Here is a 14606-nt window from a genome sequence, read left to right as displayed (position 1 = left end):
GGCGGCCGTTTGCCGGATCCACTCGCCCGTTGGTCCGGCGGCACGCACAGGGCACTTGGGAGGAGAACCAATATGAGCAACATGAAACGTCTGGCGCTTGCCGCGCTACTTGCCACCGTCAGCTTTGCGCCGGGCGCGGCCTTTGCAGGCGGCAAGGCGATCGCCGGCATCGTCTTTCAGCAGGACCAGTATTTCCGCGGCATCCAGATCGGCATGGAGAAGGCAGCGGAAGCGGCCGGAGACGAGCTCCTTGCCGGCAATAGCGACAGCAAGCTGGAGAAGGAAGCCCAGCTGATCGACACCTATATCGCTCGCGGGGTGAACTCGATCGTCGTCGCGCCGCTCTCGGCCGATGCCTCGGTGCCGGCGCTGAAGAAGGCGCGCGACGCCGGCATCACGGTCGTGACCTATGGCACATCTGCCAACGGTGACGTCGCCCAGGCGACCGTGACGAGCTCGGACCGCGATATCGGCATCGGCACCGGCAAGGCTGCGACCGATTTCTTGAAGACGCTCGGCAATGGCGAGAAGGTCAAGATCGGCACGCTCGCCTTCAAGGCGCTGCTGCCCGAACAGTCCAATGCCCGCGTCGAGGGCTTCTTGAGCGTCGTCAAGGATCAGGTCGACATCGTCGCTCAGCAGGACGCCTGGCTTGCCGAGAAGGCCCTCGCTGTTGCAAGCGACATGCTGACAGCCAATCCCGACATCCGGGTGATTTATGCCGCCAACGAAGGCGGCACGATCGGCGCCGTTCAGGCGGTGAAGAAGGCAGGCCTCGAAGGCAAGGTCTTCGTCTTCGGCACCGACGGTTCCGAGCAACTCGCCAACATGCTGCTGAATTCCGACAATGTGCTGCAGGCAACGACGGCGCAGCAGCCGCTCGAGGTCGGCAAGCAGGCGATCGAAGCCGCGCAGAACCTACTCGACGGCAAGAAAATAGAGACGAAGGTCAACGTGCCGGTTCTGCCTCTGACCCGCGCCGACGCGGAAGGCGTCGCTGCCTACAAGGAAGGCCTCAAGGCCTTGAAGTAAGGGCCCGGAAGTGAACTGGCGGCGGGAGCCTTGTCCCGTCGCTCCTTCACCGCGCACAGTAGGAAATCCGCATGAGCTATCCGCAACCAAGGTCAGCCGCGTTGCAAGGGATTCAGGGACGGCTGGACTTTCGGGCCGTGACCAAGCGTTACGGCCCGACTGTCGCCCTTTCCGAATTCACCCACAGCTTCGCACCCGGCCAGGTGCATGCCCTGATGGGCAAGAACGGCTCGGGCAAGTCGACGCTGGTCAAGCTTCTCGCTGGCGTCACCGAGCCGACATCCGGCATGATCAGCGTCAACGGCGAGGACCGCCACTTCACCTCGCCGCATGACGCCTTCGCCGCCGGCATCGTCACCGTGCATCAGGAGCTCTCGCTGGTGCCGGAGCTTTCGGTCGGCGAGAACATCTTTCTCGGCCGGCTGCCGCATCGGCGGCGCGCCGGCTTCAGCGTCGTTGACTGGGCGGGCCTGCACCGGCGCGCTGGCGAACTGCTCGCCGACATGGGGCTTGCGCTCGATTCCCGCCAGCCGGTCTCCGCCCTCAGCGTCGGCCAGCAGCAGGTCGTGGAGATCGTCAAGGCGATGTCCTTCAACCCGTCGATCCTGTTGCTCGACGAGCCGACCTCGGCGCTCGCCACCCGCGAGGTCAAGCAGCTCTTCGCGCTGATCGAACGCTTACGCGCCCGCGGCGTGACGATGATCTATATCACCCACCGCATGAGCGAACTCTTCGAGATCGCCGACACCTGTACGGTGATTCGCGACGGCCACTACATCGGCTCGGTTGCGATGAAAGAGACGACGCCTTCGGCCATCGTCGGCATGATGTTCGGCGATGCAGCGCGCGCCACGCGTCCGCCGCGGCGCGCGCTCGATCGCACCAAACCCGTGCTCGAAGTGCGCGAGCTCAGCCGGTCAGGGCATTTCCACGACGTCTCCTTCGACCTCTATCCGGGCGAAATCCTCGGCATCGCCGGCTTGCTTGGCGCCGGGCGCACGGAACTGATGCGCGCGATTTTCGGCGCCGACCGGGTCGACGGCGGTTCCGTCAGGTTCGATGGCCGCATCATGACTGGCGCGAGCCCGCGCGATATGCGCAAGGCGGGGCTCGGCTACACGCCGGAAAACCGCAAGGAGGTCGGGCTCGTACAGTCGCTCTCGACCGCCGACAATCTCTGCATGGCCAGCCTCGGCCCGATCTCGAACAGGGGCTTCATCTCGCGCCGGCGCGAACAACCGCATGTGCGCCGCCAGATCGCCGATCTGCATATCAAGTGCGGCGACCCGGAAATGCCGGTGTCGTCGCTTTCCGGCGGCAACCAGCAGAAGGTGGTGATCGGCAAATGGCTGAACCGGCAGCCCTCGGTGATGTTCTTCGATGAACCGAGCCGCGGCGTCGATGTTCAGGCCAAGCGCCAGATCTTCGACATCATCTGGCAGAAGGCGGCCGACGGCCTCGCTAGCATCTTCGTCTCGACGGAACTCGAGGAGGTCCTCGAAGTCGCCGATCGCATCCTGGTGATGCACCACGGCGCTGTTGTCGCCGAAGTCGATCCGACGAAAACCGATCTTACCGAACTCTACGGCCTGTGCATGGAAGGGGCCAAGCAATGACACTTGTGAGCCAAACGACCGAGGCCGGCGGACAGAACACACCGCTCAAGTTCCTCAAGACCTATCCGATGGAGATCATTCTCGCGGCGCTGGTGATCTTCCTGATCCTGGTCGCGCCCGGCTTTGCCTCGACCAGCAACGTCTTGAACGTACTGCGCACGGTCTCGATGCTCGGCATTATCGCCTTCGGCATGACGGCGGTCATCATCAGCGGCGAGATCGACCTTTCGGTCGGGGCGGGCGCGGCCCTTGCCGGCTGCATCGTTGCCTGGTTTGCCGACCGCTTCACCGATGCACTCGGCGATTGGGGCGCGGTCACGGTCGGTTTTGCCGTGGCGCTGTTGCTCGGCTTCATGCTCGGCTATCTCACCGGCCGTTTCCGGCAATGGTTCAACGTGCCGACCTTCATCACCACGCTTGCGCTTTTTGCGGCGCTCCGCGGGGTCGCCAATCTCATCACCGGCGGCTTCCCGATGTCGTCCTTCCCGCTCGGCTTCGATTTCCTCGGCGGCGGCTATCTCTTCGGCATCCCGTTCCCCGTCTATATCTTTGCGCTCACCTTTGCCGGCATGCATTTCCTGATGAAGTATACGAGCTTCGGCCGCGAGGTTTATGCCGTTGGCGGCAACATGGAGGCAGCCCGCCTCTCCGGCATCGATATCTGGAAGGTAAAGGCGCTGACGCTGGGGCTCACTGGCGCGCTCACCGCCGTCTCCGGCACGCTGATTGCCTCGCAGATCGGCGCCGGAACCGGGACGACGGCAACGGGCATGGAGCTCGACGTCATCGCGGCCGTGATCATCGGCGGCACCTCGCTCTTTGGTGGCAAGGGCCGCATTTGGGGCACGCTGATCGGGGTCCTGTTCCTCGGTTGCATCTCCAACGGCATGACGCTGATGAATGTCAGCGAATATTGGCAATACGTCGTGCGCGGCGGGATCATTCTCGGCGCCGTGCTCTTGAACCAGGTTCTGGAACGGGTGCGCTGAGACCGGCGCGGGGTGCTCGCATCCCGCGGCCCTCACGAAAATCGATCACGCTTATGATCTTGGGTCGCCGCCGATCCAAATCATCGCGATCCATCGCGGAGACAATCATGACTGAATTCAAAGGAAAAATCGCACTCGTCACCGGCACGTCCGGTATCGGTCTCGCCTCGGCGATCCGCCTGGCCTCCTCCGGCGCAACCGTGCTCGCCTGTGGCAACGACCTTGCGACCAACGAGACATTCGACAAGATCGCCGGCGAGCGCAACCTGCCGATGTCGACGCGGCTGACAGATGTCTCCGTGGAAGCCGAGGTCGAAGCGGCGGTCCGCGAGGCGGTGCTGCGCCACGGCGGCCTCGACATCATCGTCAATGCCGCCGCCGTCCATCCCTATGGCACGGTGCTCGATACCAGCGCCGAGACCTTCGCGCGCTGCCTGTCGGTCAATGTCGGCTCGATCTATCTTACCGGTCGCTTCGGCATTCCCGAAATGGTGAAGCGTGGCGGCGGCGCCATCGTCAACATTTCCTCGGTGCAGGGCCATGCCTGCCAGCAGAACGTTGCCGCCTATGTTGCCTCCAAGGGGGCGATCCACGCGCTGACCCGCGCCATGGCGCTCGACCACGCGGCGGTGAAGGTTCGGGTGAATTCGGTCAGCCCCGGCTCGGTGCGCACGCCGTTATTGTCGCTCGCGGCTCGCACCTATGGCGGCGAGGGCGTTAGCGAGGCGGAAGCCTTTGCCCGCTTCGGTGCGGCGCACCCGATCGGCCGCATTGGCGAACCGGAGGAGGTGGCCGAACTGGTCGCCTACCTCGCCTCCGACCGCGCCGCCTTCGTCACCGGCTCGGATTTCCGCATCGACGGTGGCCTCACCGCTGGTATCGGCGTCAAGTAATCAGACAGGAAACGTCAACATGAAGATCGGCCTTGGGCTCTACCGGGAGCAACTCACCCCGGATAATTTCCAATTTGCGTTGCAGGCGGGTGCGACCCATGTCGTCGCGCATCTGACCAATTATTTCGCCGGCAAAGATCCGAAGATCGACAGTGGCGATCAGGGCGGCTGGGGCGATTGCTCCGGCGATCGGCTCTGGTCTTTCGAGGAGCTGTCGGCGCTGGTGAAGGATGTGCGCGCCGGCGGCCTTGAGGTGGCGGCGATCGAGAATTTTTCGCCGCGCTTCTGGCATGACGTGCTTCTCGACGGACCGGAACGGGCGCAACAGATCGAGGGCCTGAAGCAGCTCATCCGCGACGCCGGCCGCGCCGGCATCCCCTGCATCGGCTACAATTTCTCGCTCGCCGGCGTCTATGGCTGGACCCGCGGGCCCTACGCCCGCGGCCGTGCCGAGTCCGTCGGCTTCGGCGTCGAAAACAGCATTGCGCCGGCCCCGGATGCGCCGATCCCTGACGGCATGGTCTGGAACATGCGCTATCGCCGCGGCGTCGCCGGCGCCATCCCCGTTTCCGTCAGCTCGGCGGAACTTTGGGACCGCCTCGGTCGCTTCCTGAAGGAGGTCGTGCCGGTCGCGGAAGAGGCGGGTGTCGTGCTGGGCGCCCACCCCGACGATCCGCCGGCGGAGGAACTGCGCGGCACGGCGCGGCTCGTCAACCGCCCGGAGAAATACGATCGGCTGATGGCGATCGTCGACTCGCCCTCGAACGGGCTGGAGCTCTGCCTCGGCTCGCTGCAGGAGATGCCGGGCGGCGACATCTACGATCATGTCCGCCGCTTTGCCCGCTCCGGCCGCATCGGCTACATCCATTTCCGCAACGTGCGCGGAAAGATGCCGCGTTATGTCGAGACCTTCGTCGATGAGGGCGACATCGACATGGCCGAGATCATCCGCATCCTGCGCGACGAGAACTACCAGGGCGTGATGATCCCCGACCATACGCCGGCCATGACCTGCGGCGCCTCCTGGCATGCGGGCAAGGCTTTTGCGCTCGGCTACATGAAGGCGCTGGTGCAGAACGCCGAGGCGCTCGGGCCATCGCGCTCGATCCCTGCAAGCATGGCGGCGGAATAGGAGGCAGCGATGGCCCGTAAGCTTGTCTGTGTCGCGCCCGTCGGCGACCGCTGCGGTGAGGGCGCCGTCTGGTCCGCGGACGAGGCGGCCGTCTACTGGACGGACATCAACCGTTTTCTCGTGCACCGCTACGACGAGGCAACGCAAGCGGTCAGAACCTGGCTGTTCGACGAACCGGTGGTCGCCATCTCGCTGACAAAGGATGCCGGCCGCCTGCTCGTTGCTCTCGGTTCGAAACTCGTCTGGTGGTGGCCGAAGGCCGACCGGCGCGAAGATCACGGCTTCCGCCTGCCTGGCGCGCCGCGGGTACGGCTCAATGATGGCCGTACCGATCCCGCGGGCAACTTCTGGGTTGGTTCGATGAAGAACAACGTCCTGCCCGATGGTGAACTTGGCGAGGCCGGCCCGGACGAAGGCGTTCTCTACCGGATTGCGCCCGATGGCGCCGTCACCGAGTGGTGCCATGGGCTCGGCATCTCCAATACGCTCTGCTGGAGCCCGGACCGGCGCACCTTCTACTTCGCCGACACGTTGGCAAACGAAATCTATGCCTTCGACTATGACGCAGCCGAGGGGGCGATTTCAGGCGAACGGCATTTCTTCGCCGGATTCGATCGCGGCTCGCCCGATGGCTCGACGATCGACAGCGAAGGCTTCCTCTGGAACTGCCGTTTCGGCGGAAGCTGCATTGCCCGGATCGCGCCCGATGGCCGCCTTGCCGAAGTGATCGACATGCCGGTGACCAACATCACCACCTGCACCTTCGGTGGTGCCGATCTGAAGACGCTCTATATCACCACCGCCGGCATTCTTTCCGGCCCCGGTGAACGCCTCGCCGGCAGCCTTTATGCCATGCGCGTCGAAGTTCCCGGCCTCCCGGAAAACCGGTTTGGAGTGACAACCAGGTGAGCACGGAGACGAAACGACGCGCGCTTGCCTGGGCGCATGGCTGCCTCTCGGTGCAGTCGCTCGGCGGAATGCTCGGCCCCGTGCTGTTTTTGCTGCCGAACGGGCGGCAGGTCAGTCCCTTGCATGTGGCACCTTGGGGGAATGATCTCGAGCGCGAGGCGCTGCCCGAAATCCTGCAGGAATTGCGCGGCGAATGGCCCTGCGTCCCCTTCGGCGGCGATGCCGATCGGGCGCTTCCCGCAGGCTGGTCTGCGACAGGCGAAAGTTTCGATGGCGCCGGCGTGCCCCATGGCCATAGCGCCAATGCGCACTGGGGTTGGGGCGCTTGCGACGACCATCAGATCACCATGGAATGCCGTTACCCGGAGGACCATCCGATCGGCCTCTTGCGGCGGAGGATTATGCCGGATCCAAACGCGGCCGCCGTCGACATCACCCTGGAAATCGAAGCGCGGCGGCCATGCCGCCTGCCGATCGGTTTGCATCCGACGTTCCGGCTGTCGAGCCGCCCGGGTTCGGTCACTATCGAACCCGGTGCCTATGATGGCGTCTGGAGTTTCCCCGGCGACGTCGAACCGGGCGCGGCCTTGTTCTCGCCCGATCGGCAATGGCCATCGCTCGGCGAAGTCGAGACGCGCAGCAGTGCGACAATCGACGCCTCGCAGGTGCCGCTTAACGAAGAAACCGAGGATCTGCTGCAGCTCTTAGGTGTCGACGGCAGTCTCGCGCTCCACTACCGCGACAAGGGGTTTCGCGCGCGGCTCACCTGGCAGAAGGATCATTTTCCGAGCCTGCTACTCTGGTTCAGCAATCGCGGCCGCAAGGCCTATCCCTGGAACGGGCGCCACGTGGCGCTCGGCGTCGAGCCGATCGCTTCTGCCTTCGATCTCGGACCGGCGGTCTCTACGGCGGCCAACCCGCTGGCGTTATCGGGCGTTGCAACGGCGATTGCGTTCGAGCCGGGTCAGACCTTCACCACCCACTATCGGCTTTCGGTCGAAGTCGCTCCCATCAGCAATCCTGCCGGGCACGCGGCCGCGACAAGCCTGGCTGCAGTTCGACAAGTTTAGTGGTCACTGCTGGCCGACTAATGCCTGGCCGGTCAGCATTTTTCATTGGGGCAAGTCATGTCTCGTCTTGCGTGCATACTCGGGGCCGGAAATGTGGATCCCGCCATTCTCGAATTCCTTCACAGGTCCGGGCAGGTCCAGGATGAGCAGGCGTGGGCGATCGAGCCGCTGACCGGCGGCGTCGCATCGGACATTTGGAAGGTCACGACGAATGAAACGAGTTTCGTCGTCAAGAAGGCGCTGGCGAGCCTGCGCGTAGCCCAGGACTGGAAAGCGCCGGTCACGCGAAACGCCAGCGAGGTCGAATGGATGCTCGAGGCTGCAAAGGTCGCTCCGGATGCCGTCCCGCGCATCCTTGCACATGATCCGTCGCTCGGTGCATTCGCGATGACCTATTTCAATCCTTCCGAAAACCCGGTCTGGAAGGAGGAGCTGCGCAATGGGCGCGTCGATGTGACGTTCGCGCGTCGTCTGGGGAGCGTTGTCGCGGTAATTCATGCGGCGACCGCGCACTCGCAAGATATCGGCCGCCGCTTCGCCAATGACGAGGTCTTTCACTCGATCCGCCTTGAGCCCTATCTTGAAGCGACGGCGCAGGTGCATCCTGATCTTGCAGCACCGCTTCTTGCACTGTCGCGGGACGTGATGAACACGAAGACCGCACTTGTTCACGGGGACGTCAGTCCAAAAAACATTCTGATTGGCCAGGACGGCCCGATCATCCTCGATGCAGAATGTGCCTGCTATGGCGACCCATGCTTCGATCTTGCCTTCTGTCTCAATCACCTGCTGCTGAAGTGTATCTGGCGACGGCAAGATGCGGCGGAGCTTCTGTACAGTTTCGAGGCTCTCGTGAAATCATATCTCGCGGGAGTGACCTGGGAGCCGGCAATTGTGCTTGAGGCCCGGGCTGCGAGGCTTTTGCCAGCTCTTCTGCTGGCGCGCGTCGACGGAAAATCGCCGGTCGAATACATCACGACACGCACGGACAAGGACTTCGTCCGCCAATTTGCCCGTAACCTGATCCAGTCACCCCCAGCCACCCTGGCCGATATAACGCGGGCCTGGGCCGAGGAACTCTGCAAATGAAAGACACGCAAATCGCCGGGATAAAGGGCCGGCGCGTTTGGGACTCGCGGGGAAACCCGACCGTCGAGGCCGAAATTACGCTTGCCAGCGGAGCGCAAGGCCGCGCGATCGCACCGGCCGGCGCCTCGAGAGGAACCCGCGAAGCCACCGACTTGCGTGATGGCGGCAGCAGCTTGTGCGGCAAGGGCGTTGCAAAGGCCGTGGCAAATATCGACGAGCCGATTGCGAGGGCGCTGATCGGAAGGGACGTCTTCGATCAATCAGGAGCAGACGCTGTCCTCTGCGCGCTCGACCCGTCGCCATCAAAGGCGGTTCTCGGCGGTAACGCCACAGTCGCCGTGTCACTTGCGGTGTTGCGCGCCGCTGCTGCGGCCGCCCGCGAGCCGTTGTGGCGCCGTGTTGCCAGCGCATATAGCCGGCAGGCGTCCATCCCTCTGCCCGAGATCCAGATATTCGGCGGAGGGGCTCACGCAGGCAGGCGCGTGGACGTGCAGGATTTCATGATCATGGTTCCGGGCGCCTCGAGTTTCGAAGAGGTGATGGAGATCACCAATGCCGTTTACTTCGCCGCCGGCGATATTATGGCGAGAAAAGGCCGGCTTGCGGGGGTGGCGGACGAGGGCGGATGGTGGCCCGCTTTCGATAGCAACGAAGAGGCGCTCGAGACGTTATGCGACGCTATCGTGAAAGCGGGCGAGACACCGGGCGACCGGGTCGTCATCTCGCTTGACGTTGCTGCCTCGGAGTTCGGACGGAGCGGCCGCTACAAATTGGCGCTGGAAAATCGCGAACTGGATTCGGGCGAGATGATCGACCAGCTGGGCCGATGGCTCGATACCTATCCGATCGCGTCGATCGAAGACCCTCTGGCCGAGGACGATATCGAAGGTATGGCGGCATTTACGACCCGCTTCGGGGGGCGTGTCCAGATAATCGGCGACGACTATCTCGTGACAAATGCGGCTCTCGTCCGCGATGCAGCCAGCAATGGCGCCTGTAATGCCGTGCTGATTAAGGTCAATCAGGTAGGAACAGTCACGGAAGCCGTGGAAACCTATCTCACCGCCGAAAGGGCTGGTTGGCGATCGGTCGTATCGGCACGTTCGGGAGAAACGGAGGACGTATCCATCAGTCATCTCGCCATAGGGCTCGGCGCCGGCCAGCTGAAGGTTGGCTCTTTCACGCGATCGGAGCGGATGGCCAAGTGGAATGAGTGCATTCGAATCCAGGAGCAGCTCGGTGCCAGCGCGTTCGTGGCCGGCGCGCCGCTGCACAACACCTGGTGGTCTAAAAAGAACAATAGGACAACGGTATGAAATTGATCCGGATAGGCGACATCGGTCGCGAAAAACCGTGCATACTCGACAAGAACGGCAAAGCACGGGACGTATCCTCGTTGATCGAGGACGTCACGCCCGAAACGATTGGAACTGTAAACGCGCAGCTGGCAGAGGCCGATTTCGACGCACTTCCCGAGGTTGCGCTTTTGTCGACGCGTATCGGCGCTCCCATCAAACAACCGCGCAACATTTGGTGTATCGGCCTCAACTATTCGGACCATGCTGCTGAAGCCGGGCTGCCGGTGCCTGCTGAACCAATCCTCTTCAACAAGGCGGCCGGTACCTATTGCGGTCCGAACGATCCGATCCTCCATTCGAAGACGATGTCCAAGCTCGACTGGGAGGTCGAGCTCGGCATCGTCATCGGCAAGCGGGCATTGAATGTTTCGCGTAGCGAGGCGATGGACCATGTCTTCGGCTACACCGTTGTCAACGATGTCTCTGAACGCGCCTGGCAAATGGAGCGCGGCGGCCAATGGGTGAAGGGCAAGAGCTTCCCAAACTTCTGCCCGACGGGTCCGTGGCTCGTCACCCGTGACGAGGTGCCGGATCCGCAGGCGCTTTCGATGTGGCTCGACGTCAACGGCGAACGCATGCAGGCAGGCACGACCGAGCGCATGATCTTCGATGTCGCGACCATCGTCTCCTACATGAGCGAGTTCTGCGTGCTTGAGCCCGGCGATCTCATCTGCACCGGCACCCCGCCAGGCGTCGGCATGGGCAAGAAGCCACCGCGTTATCTGAAACCCGGCGACGTGGTGGAACTCGGCATCGACGGGCTCGGCCGCCAGCGCCAGATCGTTCAGTCACTCTAGGCTTACAGAAAGGGCTCACCATGAATCGAAAGACGGAACGTTTGGCCGGACGCGTGGCCGTGGTCACGGCGGCCGGCCAGGGTATCGGCCGTGCCGTCGCCGAGCGGCTGATGTCGGAGGGCGCCGAGGTTCACGCCAGCGACATCAACGCCGACCTGCTCGCCACCCTTGACGGCGCCGCGACGACGCGGCTCGATGCGACCGATCACGCAGCTGTCGCCGCCTATTTCGACACCTTCGCACGGATCGATATCCTGGTGCATGCCGTCGGTTATGTGCATCAGGGCACGATCGAGGAATGCTCGGCTGCCGACTGGCGCCGCTCGGTAAACATCACCCTCGACAGCGCCTATAACGTCATCGCCGGTGCGGTCCCGAAGATGAAGGCTGATGGCGGCAGCATCATCACCATCGGTTCGGTCGCCTCCTCGATCAAGGGCTTTCCGCGGCGCGCCGCTTACGGCGCCGCCAAGGGCGGCGTCATCGGCCTGACCAAGGCAGTCGCGGCGGATTACGTGTCGGAAGGCATTCGCTGTAATTCGGTCTGCCCCGGAACGGTCGCCTCGCCCTCGCTAGAGGACCGCATCGGCGAACTCGGCGAGAAACTCGGAAGCCGGGACGAGGCTTACCGGTCCTTCATCAGCCGACAGCCGGCCGGGCGTTTCGGCACGGTGGAGGAGGTCGCTGCCATCTGCGCCTTTCTTGCTTCCGACGAGGCGGCCTTCATCACCGGCCAGGCGATCAACATCGACGGCGGCATCACGATCTGAGGCGATACTGTCGCTCAAGGCGTCAAACGCAAGACACCTCCGGATGCGCTCCGGAGGTGCCTGTTTGTCGGGTGGTGGCCGGCGCCGGGCCGGTGCCATGCGGCATCGTCCGCTGATCAGGCCGACAGCGCCTTGAACTCGGAAAGGATGGCGTCGCCCATCTCTGTCGTGCCGACCTTCCTCGCGCCTTCGGCCATGATGTCGCCGGTGCGGATGCCCTGGTCGAGCACATTGGCGATCGCCTTTTCGAGATTGTCGGCCTCCTTCGTCAGGTTGAAGGAGTAACGCAGGCACATGGCGAACGAGGCGATCATCGCGATCGGGTTGGCAATGCCCTTGCCGGCGATGTCCGGGGCCGAGCCATGCACCGGCTCGTAGAGCGCCTTGCGCTTGCCGCTGACCGCATCCGGGGCGCCGAGCGAGGCCGACGGCAGCATGCCGAGCGAGCCGGTCAGCATCGCCGCCACGTCCGACAGCATGTCGCCGAACAGGTTGTCGGTGACGATGACGTCGAACTGCTTCGGCTGGCGCACCAGCTGCATGCCGCCGGCGTCGGCCAGCATGTGCTCGAGCTGAACGTCGGCATATTTCGCCTTGTGCGTCTCGGTCACCACCTGGTTCCACAACACGCCCGACTTCATGACGTTGCGCTTTTCCATCGAGCAGACGCGGTTCTGCCTTGTGCGGGCGAGCTCGAAGGCGACGCCGGCGATGCGCTCGATCTCGTAGGTGTCGTAGACCTGGGTGTCGATGCCGCGCTTCTGGCCGTTGCCGAGATCGACGATCTCCTTCGGCTCGCCGAAATAGACGCCGCCGGTCAGCTCGCGCACGATCAGGATGTCGAGGCCTTCGACGAGCTCCGGCTTCAGCGACGAGGCGGCCGCCAACGCCGGATAGCAGATCGCCGGGCGCAGGTTGGCGAAGAGCTCGAGGTCCTTGCGCAGGCGCAGCAGACCGGCTTCCGGGCGGACCTCGTAGGGCACCGCATCCCACTTCGGACCGCCGACGGCGCCGAACAGCACCGCGTCGGCGGCCAGCGCCTTCTTCATGTCCGCTTCCGAGATCGCCTGGCCGTGGGCGTCATAGGCCGACCCGCCGACCAGGCCCTCGTCCGTCACGAAGCCGGCGCCAAGCTCGGCATTCATGTAGGCGATGATTTTGCGGACTTCCGCCATGGCTTCCGGGCCGATGCCGTCGCCGGGAAGGATGAAAAGCTTACGAGCCATTTCGGCACTCCTGTGATTTCAGTCTGATTTAAGCGGCATGGCCGCGTTGGGGTTCGTTGAGAGTTTTGCCCGGCTATGAGGCCGCGGCGCCATGTTCAAAGCTTGACAGCGGTCGAGCGCCCTCGATTTGCGCGATGCGTTCCCTGAGCGTGTTGGCTATGGCGTGCGAAGCCGAGGACACGGCGATCTTCGAGGTTCGCCTTGCCTCCATCCACCTCTATGGCGAGCTTGGAAACGCTGACGCCGAGTCGGCGAACGATGTCGAGCAGACGGGACACGATGTTTTCCAGGTCGCCGTTCTCGATGGTGTAGCGCATCGTGTCGCTCATCATGCGACCTTCGGCCAAGGCCGCTGCTCAGGGCGCATGGTTTCAAAGGCGTGTGCGAGACGCAGCACACCGATGTCGTCGAAGGACTGGCCGATGATCTGCAGACCGATCGGCAGGCCGCCCGAAGTATAGCCACAGTTGATCGAAATCGCCGGTTGCCCGCCCATGTTGGCGGCGACGGTGAAGGCAATATGCTCGAACGGTTTTTGCGGGTCGTTGATGGGCGACGCCCATTCGGCCGGATAGGACGCCGTCGGTGCGGTCGGCGAAAGGATGAAATCGAAGCCGTTAAGGGCCGCATGCAGCGCGTTGCGCATAGCCTCGATCTGGGCGAAGCCGGTATAGACTTCGCGACCGGAGAAATTCTCGGCCGTTTTGATCCACTCGAAGATGTAGGGCAGGATCTGCGCCTGTTTTTCCGGCGAAAGGCGCGACACATCCTCCCAGCCGCGCGCGCGCCAGAAGCGGTCGAGGCCGTCGATCATCTCGCGGCTGAGGAACGGGCCGACCGGTTCGATGATCGCGCCGGCATCGGCGAAAAGCTTCGCCGCTTGGCTGATCGCCTGTTCCGTTTCCGCGGTAACCGACTGGCCAAAGCCGGCGTCGAGCCAGAGACCGATCTTCAGGCCCCTCATGTCGCAATCGAGGTCGAGCCACGGGAGTTCCGCGTAGGGCAGAGCCATCGTGTCGCGGGCATCGGGCTTTGAGAGCACGGACATATAGAGCGCGGTGTCGGCGACCGTCCGGGTCATCGGTCCGGCGACGCGGCCGATGAAGGGCGGATTGATCGGGATCCGGCCCGCCGAAGGTTTCAGGCCAACGATGCCGCACCAGCCGGCCGGCAGGCGGACCGAGCCGCCGATATCAGTACCGATATGTAGGGGGCCATAGCCCGCGGCGGCCGCCGCTGCGGCGCCGGCGCTTGAGCCACCGGGATTGGCCGAAAGATCCCACGGGTTGCGGGCAAGCTTGTGGAAGCTGGAAAGGCCGGAGGAAAGCATGCCGTAGTCGGGCATGGTGGTCTTGGCGAGCAGAATGCCGCCCGCCTCTCGGGTGCGTGCGGCCGGCGGCGCGTCAGCGGCGGCCGGTGTGAGCGTTACGGCGGCGCAGCCGAGCGGGACGGCTGTCCCCTTGGTTGCGATGTTCTCCTTGATCGTCACGGGCACGCCATCGATCGCGCCCAGAGGAGCGCCTTTCGCCCAGCGTTCTTCCGAGGCCTTTGCGGCCTTCAGCGCTTCGGCCGGGTCATAGGCCCACAGCGCGTTCAGTTTCGGTTCCGAGGCGTCGATGCGGGCGATGACGGCTTCGGTGACCTCGACGGGGGAGAGCTTTTTCGAGCGGTAGGCCTCGACAAGATCGACGGCGGAGAAATCGGCAAGTTCGGACATGGGATCAA

At 63.9% G+C, this 14606-nt stretch carries 14 protein-coding genes; 11 read left to right on the top strand and 3 right to left on the bottom strand.

Features of this window, described 5'->3' with window-relative positions; all coding sequences use genetic code 11:
• Positions 1-72 precede the first annotated feature (72 nt).
• The 11 genes from AC1Z3V_RS05445 to AC1Z3V_RS05395 all read left to right on the top strand — a co-directional run bounded on the left by AC1Z3V_RS05445 (position 73) and on the right by AC1Z3V_RS05395 (position 11655).
• A complete protein-coding gene (locus AC1Z3V_RS05445; protein ID WP_429819503.1) occupies positions 73-1032 on the top strand; it encodes a substrate-binding domain-containing protein in 960 nt (319 codons plus the stop codon).
• 71 nt (positions 1033-1103) lie between these two features.
• Positions 1104-2648, top strand: a complete 1545-nt coding sequence (locus tag AC1Z3V_RS05440; RefSeq protein WP_483497683.1) for a sugar ABC transporter ATP-binding protein — start codon at positions 1104-1106, stop codon at positions 2646-2648.
• Entirely contained in the window at positions 2645-3637 is a 993-nt protein-coding gene (locus tag AC1Z3V_RS05435) for an ABC transporter permease (RefSeq protein WP_334197304.1), read from the top strand. Before AC1Z3V_RS05440 ends, AC1Z3V_RS05435 begins: the two co-directional genes overlap by 4 nt.
• Before the next feature lie 107 nt (positions 3638-3744).
• Positions 3745-4530: an SDR family NAD(P)-dependent oxidoreductase gene (locus tag AC1Z3V_RS05430; protein ID WP_483497682.1), complete on the top strand. Its 786-nt coding sequence runs from the start codon at positions 3745-3747 to the stop codon at positions 4528-4530.
• Positions 4531-4549: 19 nt separating this feature from the next.
• Positions 4550-5662, top strand: coding sequence for a mannonate dehydratase (locus AC1Z3V_RS05425; protein WP_483497680.1), 1113 nt, complete (start codon positions 4550-4552; stop codon positions 5660-5662).
• Between the two features lie 9 nt (positions 5663-5671).
• Positions 5672-6571 (top strand): SMP-30/gluconolactonase/LRE family protein, encoded by a 900-nt coding sequence (locus AC1Z3V_RS05420; protein WP_483497679.1) that lies wholly within the window; start codon positions 5672-5674, stop codon positions 6569-6571.
• Positions 6568-7641 carry a hypothetical protein gene (locus AC1Z3V_RS05415; RefSeq protein WP_483497678.1) on the top strand — a complete coding sequence of 358 codons (1074 nt, stop codon included), beginning with the start codon at positions 6568-6570 and terminating at the stop codon, positions 7639-7641. The genes AC1Z3V_RS05420 and AC1Z3V_RS05415 overlap by 4 nt, the downstream gene beginning before the upstream one ends.
• A gap of 93 nt (positions 7642-7734) precedes the next feature.
• Positions 7735-8730: a phosphotransferase gene (locus AC1Z3V_RS05410; protein ID WP_483497677.1), complete on the top strand. Its 996-nt coding sequence runs from the start codon at positions 7735-7737 to the stop codon at positions 8728-8730.
• A complete protein-coding gene (gene eno, locus AC1Z3V_RS05405) occupies positions 8727-10046 on the top strand; it encodes a phosphopyruvate hydratase (RefSeq protein WP_483497676.1) in 1320 nt (439 codons plus the stop codon). The genes AC1Z3V_RS05410 and eno overlap by 4 nt, the downstream gene beginning before the upstream one ends.
• A complete protein-coding gene (locus tag AC1Z3V_RS05400; RefSeq protein WP_483497675.1) occupies positions 10043-10885 on the top strand; it encodes a fumarylacetoacetate hydrolase family protein in 843 nt (280 codons plus the stop codon). Before eno ends, AC1Z3V_RS05400 begins: the two co-directional genes overlap by 4 nt.
• Positions 10886-10905: 20 nt before the next feature.
• A complete protein-coding gene (locus tag AC1Z3V_RS05395; protein ID WP_483497674.1) occupies positions 10906-11655 on the top strand; it encodes an SDR family oxidoreductase in 750 nt (249 codons plus the stop codon).
• A 116-nt stretch (positions 11656-11771) separates the two neighbouring features.
• Here the strand turns inward: AC1Z3V_RS05395 and leuB are convergent, their stop codons facing one another.
• From leuB to AC1Z3V_RS05380, 3 genes are all read right to left on the bottom strand, one after another.
• The gene (gene leuB, locus AC1Z3V_RS05390) at positions 11772-12881 is read right to left on the bottom strand and encodes a 3-isopropylmalate dehydrogenase (RefSeq protein WP_483497673.1); all 1110 of its coding nucleotides are present in this window, start codon (positions 12879-12881) and stop codon (positions 11772-11774) included.
• Positions 12882-12976: 95 nt separating this feature from the next.
• Entirely contained in the window at positions 12977-13210 is a 234-nt protein-coding gene (locus AC1Z3V_RS05385) for a hypothetical protein (RefSeq protein ID WP_483497672.1), read from the bottom strand.
• Entirely contained in the window at positions 13210-14598 is a 1389-nt protein-coding gene (locus tag AC1Z3V_RS05380; RefSeq protein ID WP_483497671.1) for an amidase, read from the bottom strand. The genes AC1Z3V_RS05385 and AC1Z3V_RS05380 overlap by 1 nt, the downstream gene beginning before the upstream one ends.
• Between the last annotated feature and the right edge of the window lie 8 nt (positions 14599-14606).

Source organism: Ensifer sp. 38_S197 (genome assembly GCF_056924495.1).
Note: the sequence above shows the minus strand (reverse complement) of the source record. Positions and strands in the feature narration are given on the sequence as shown.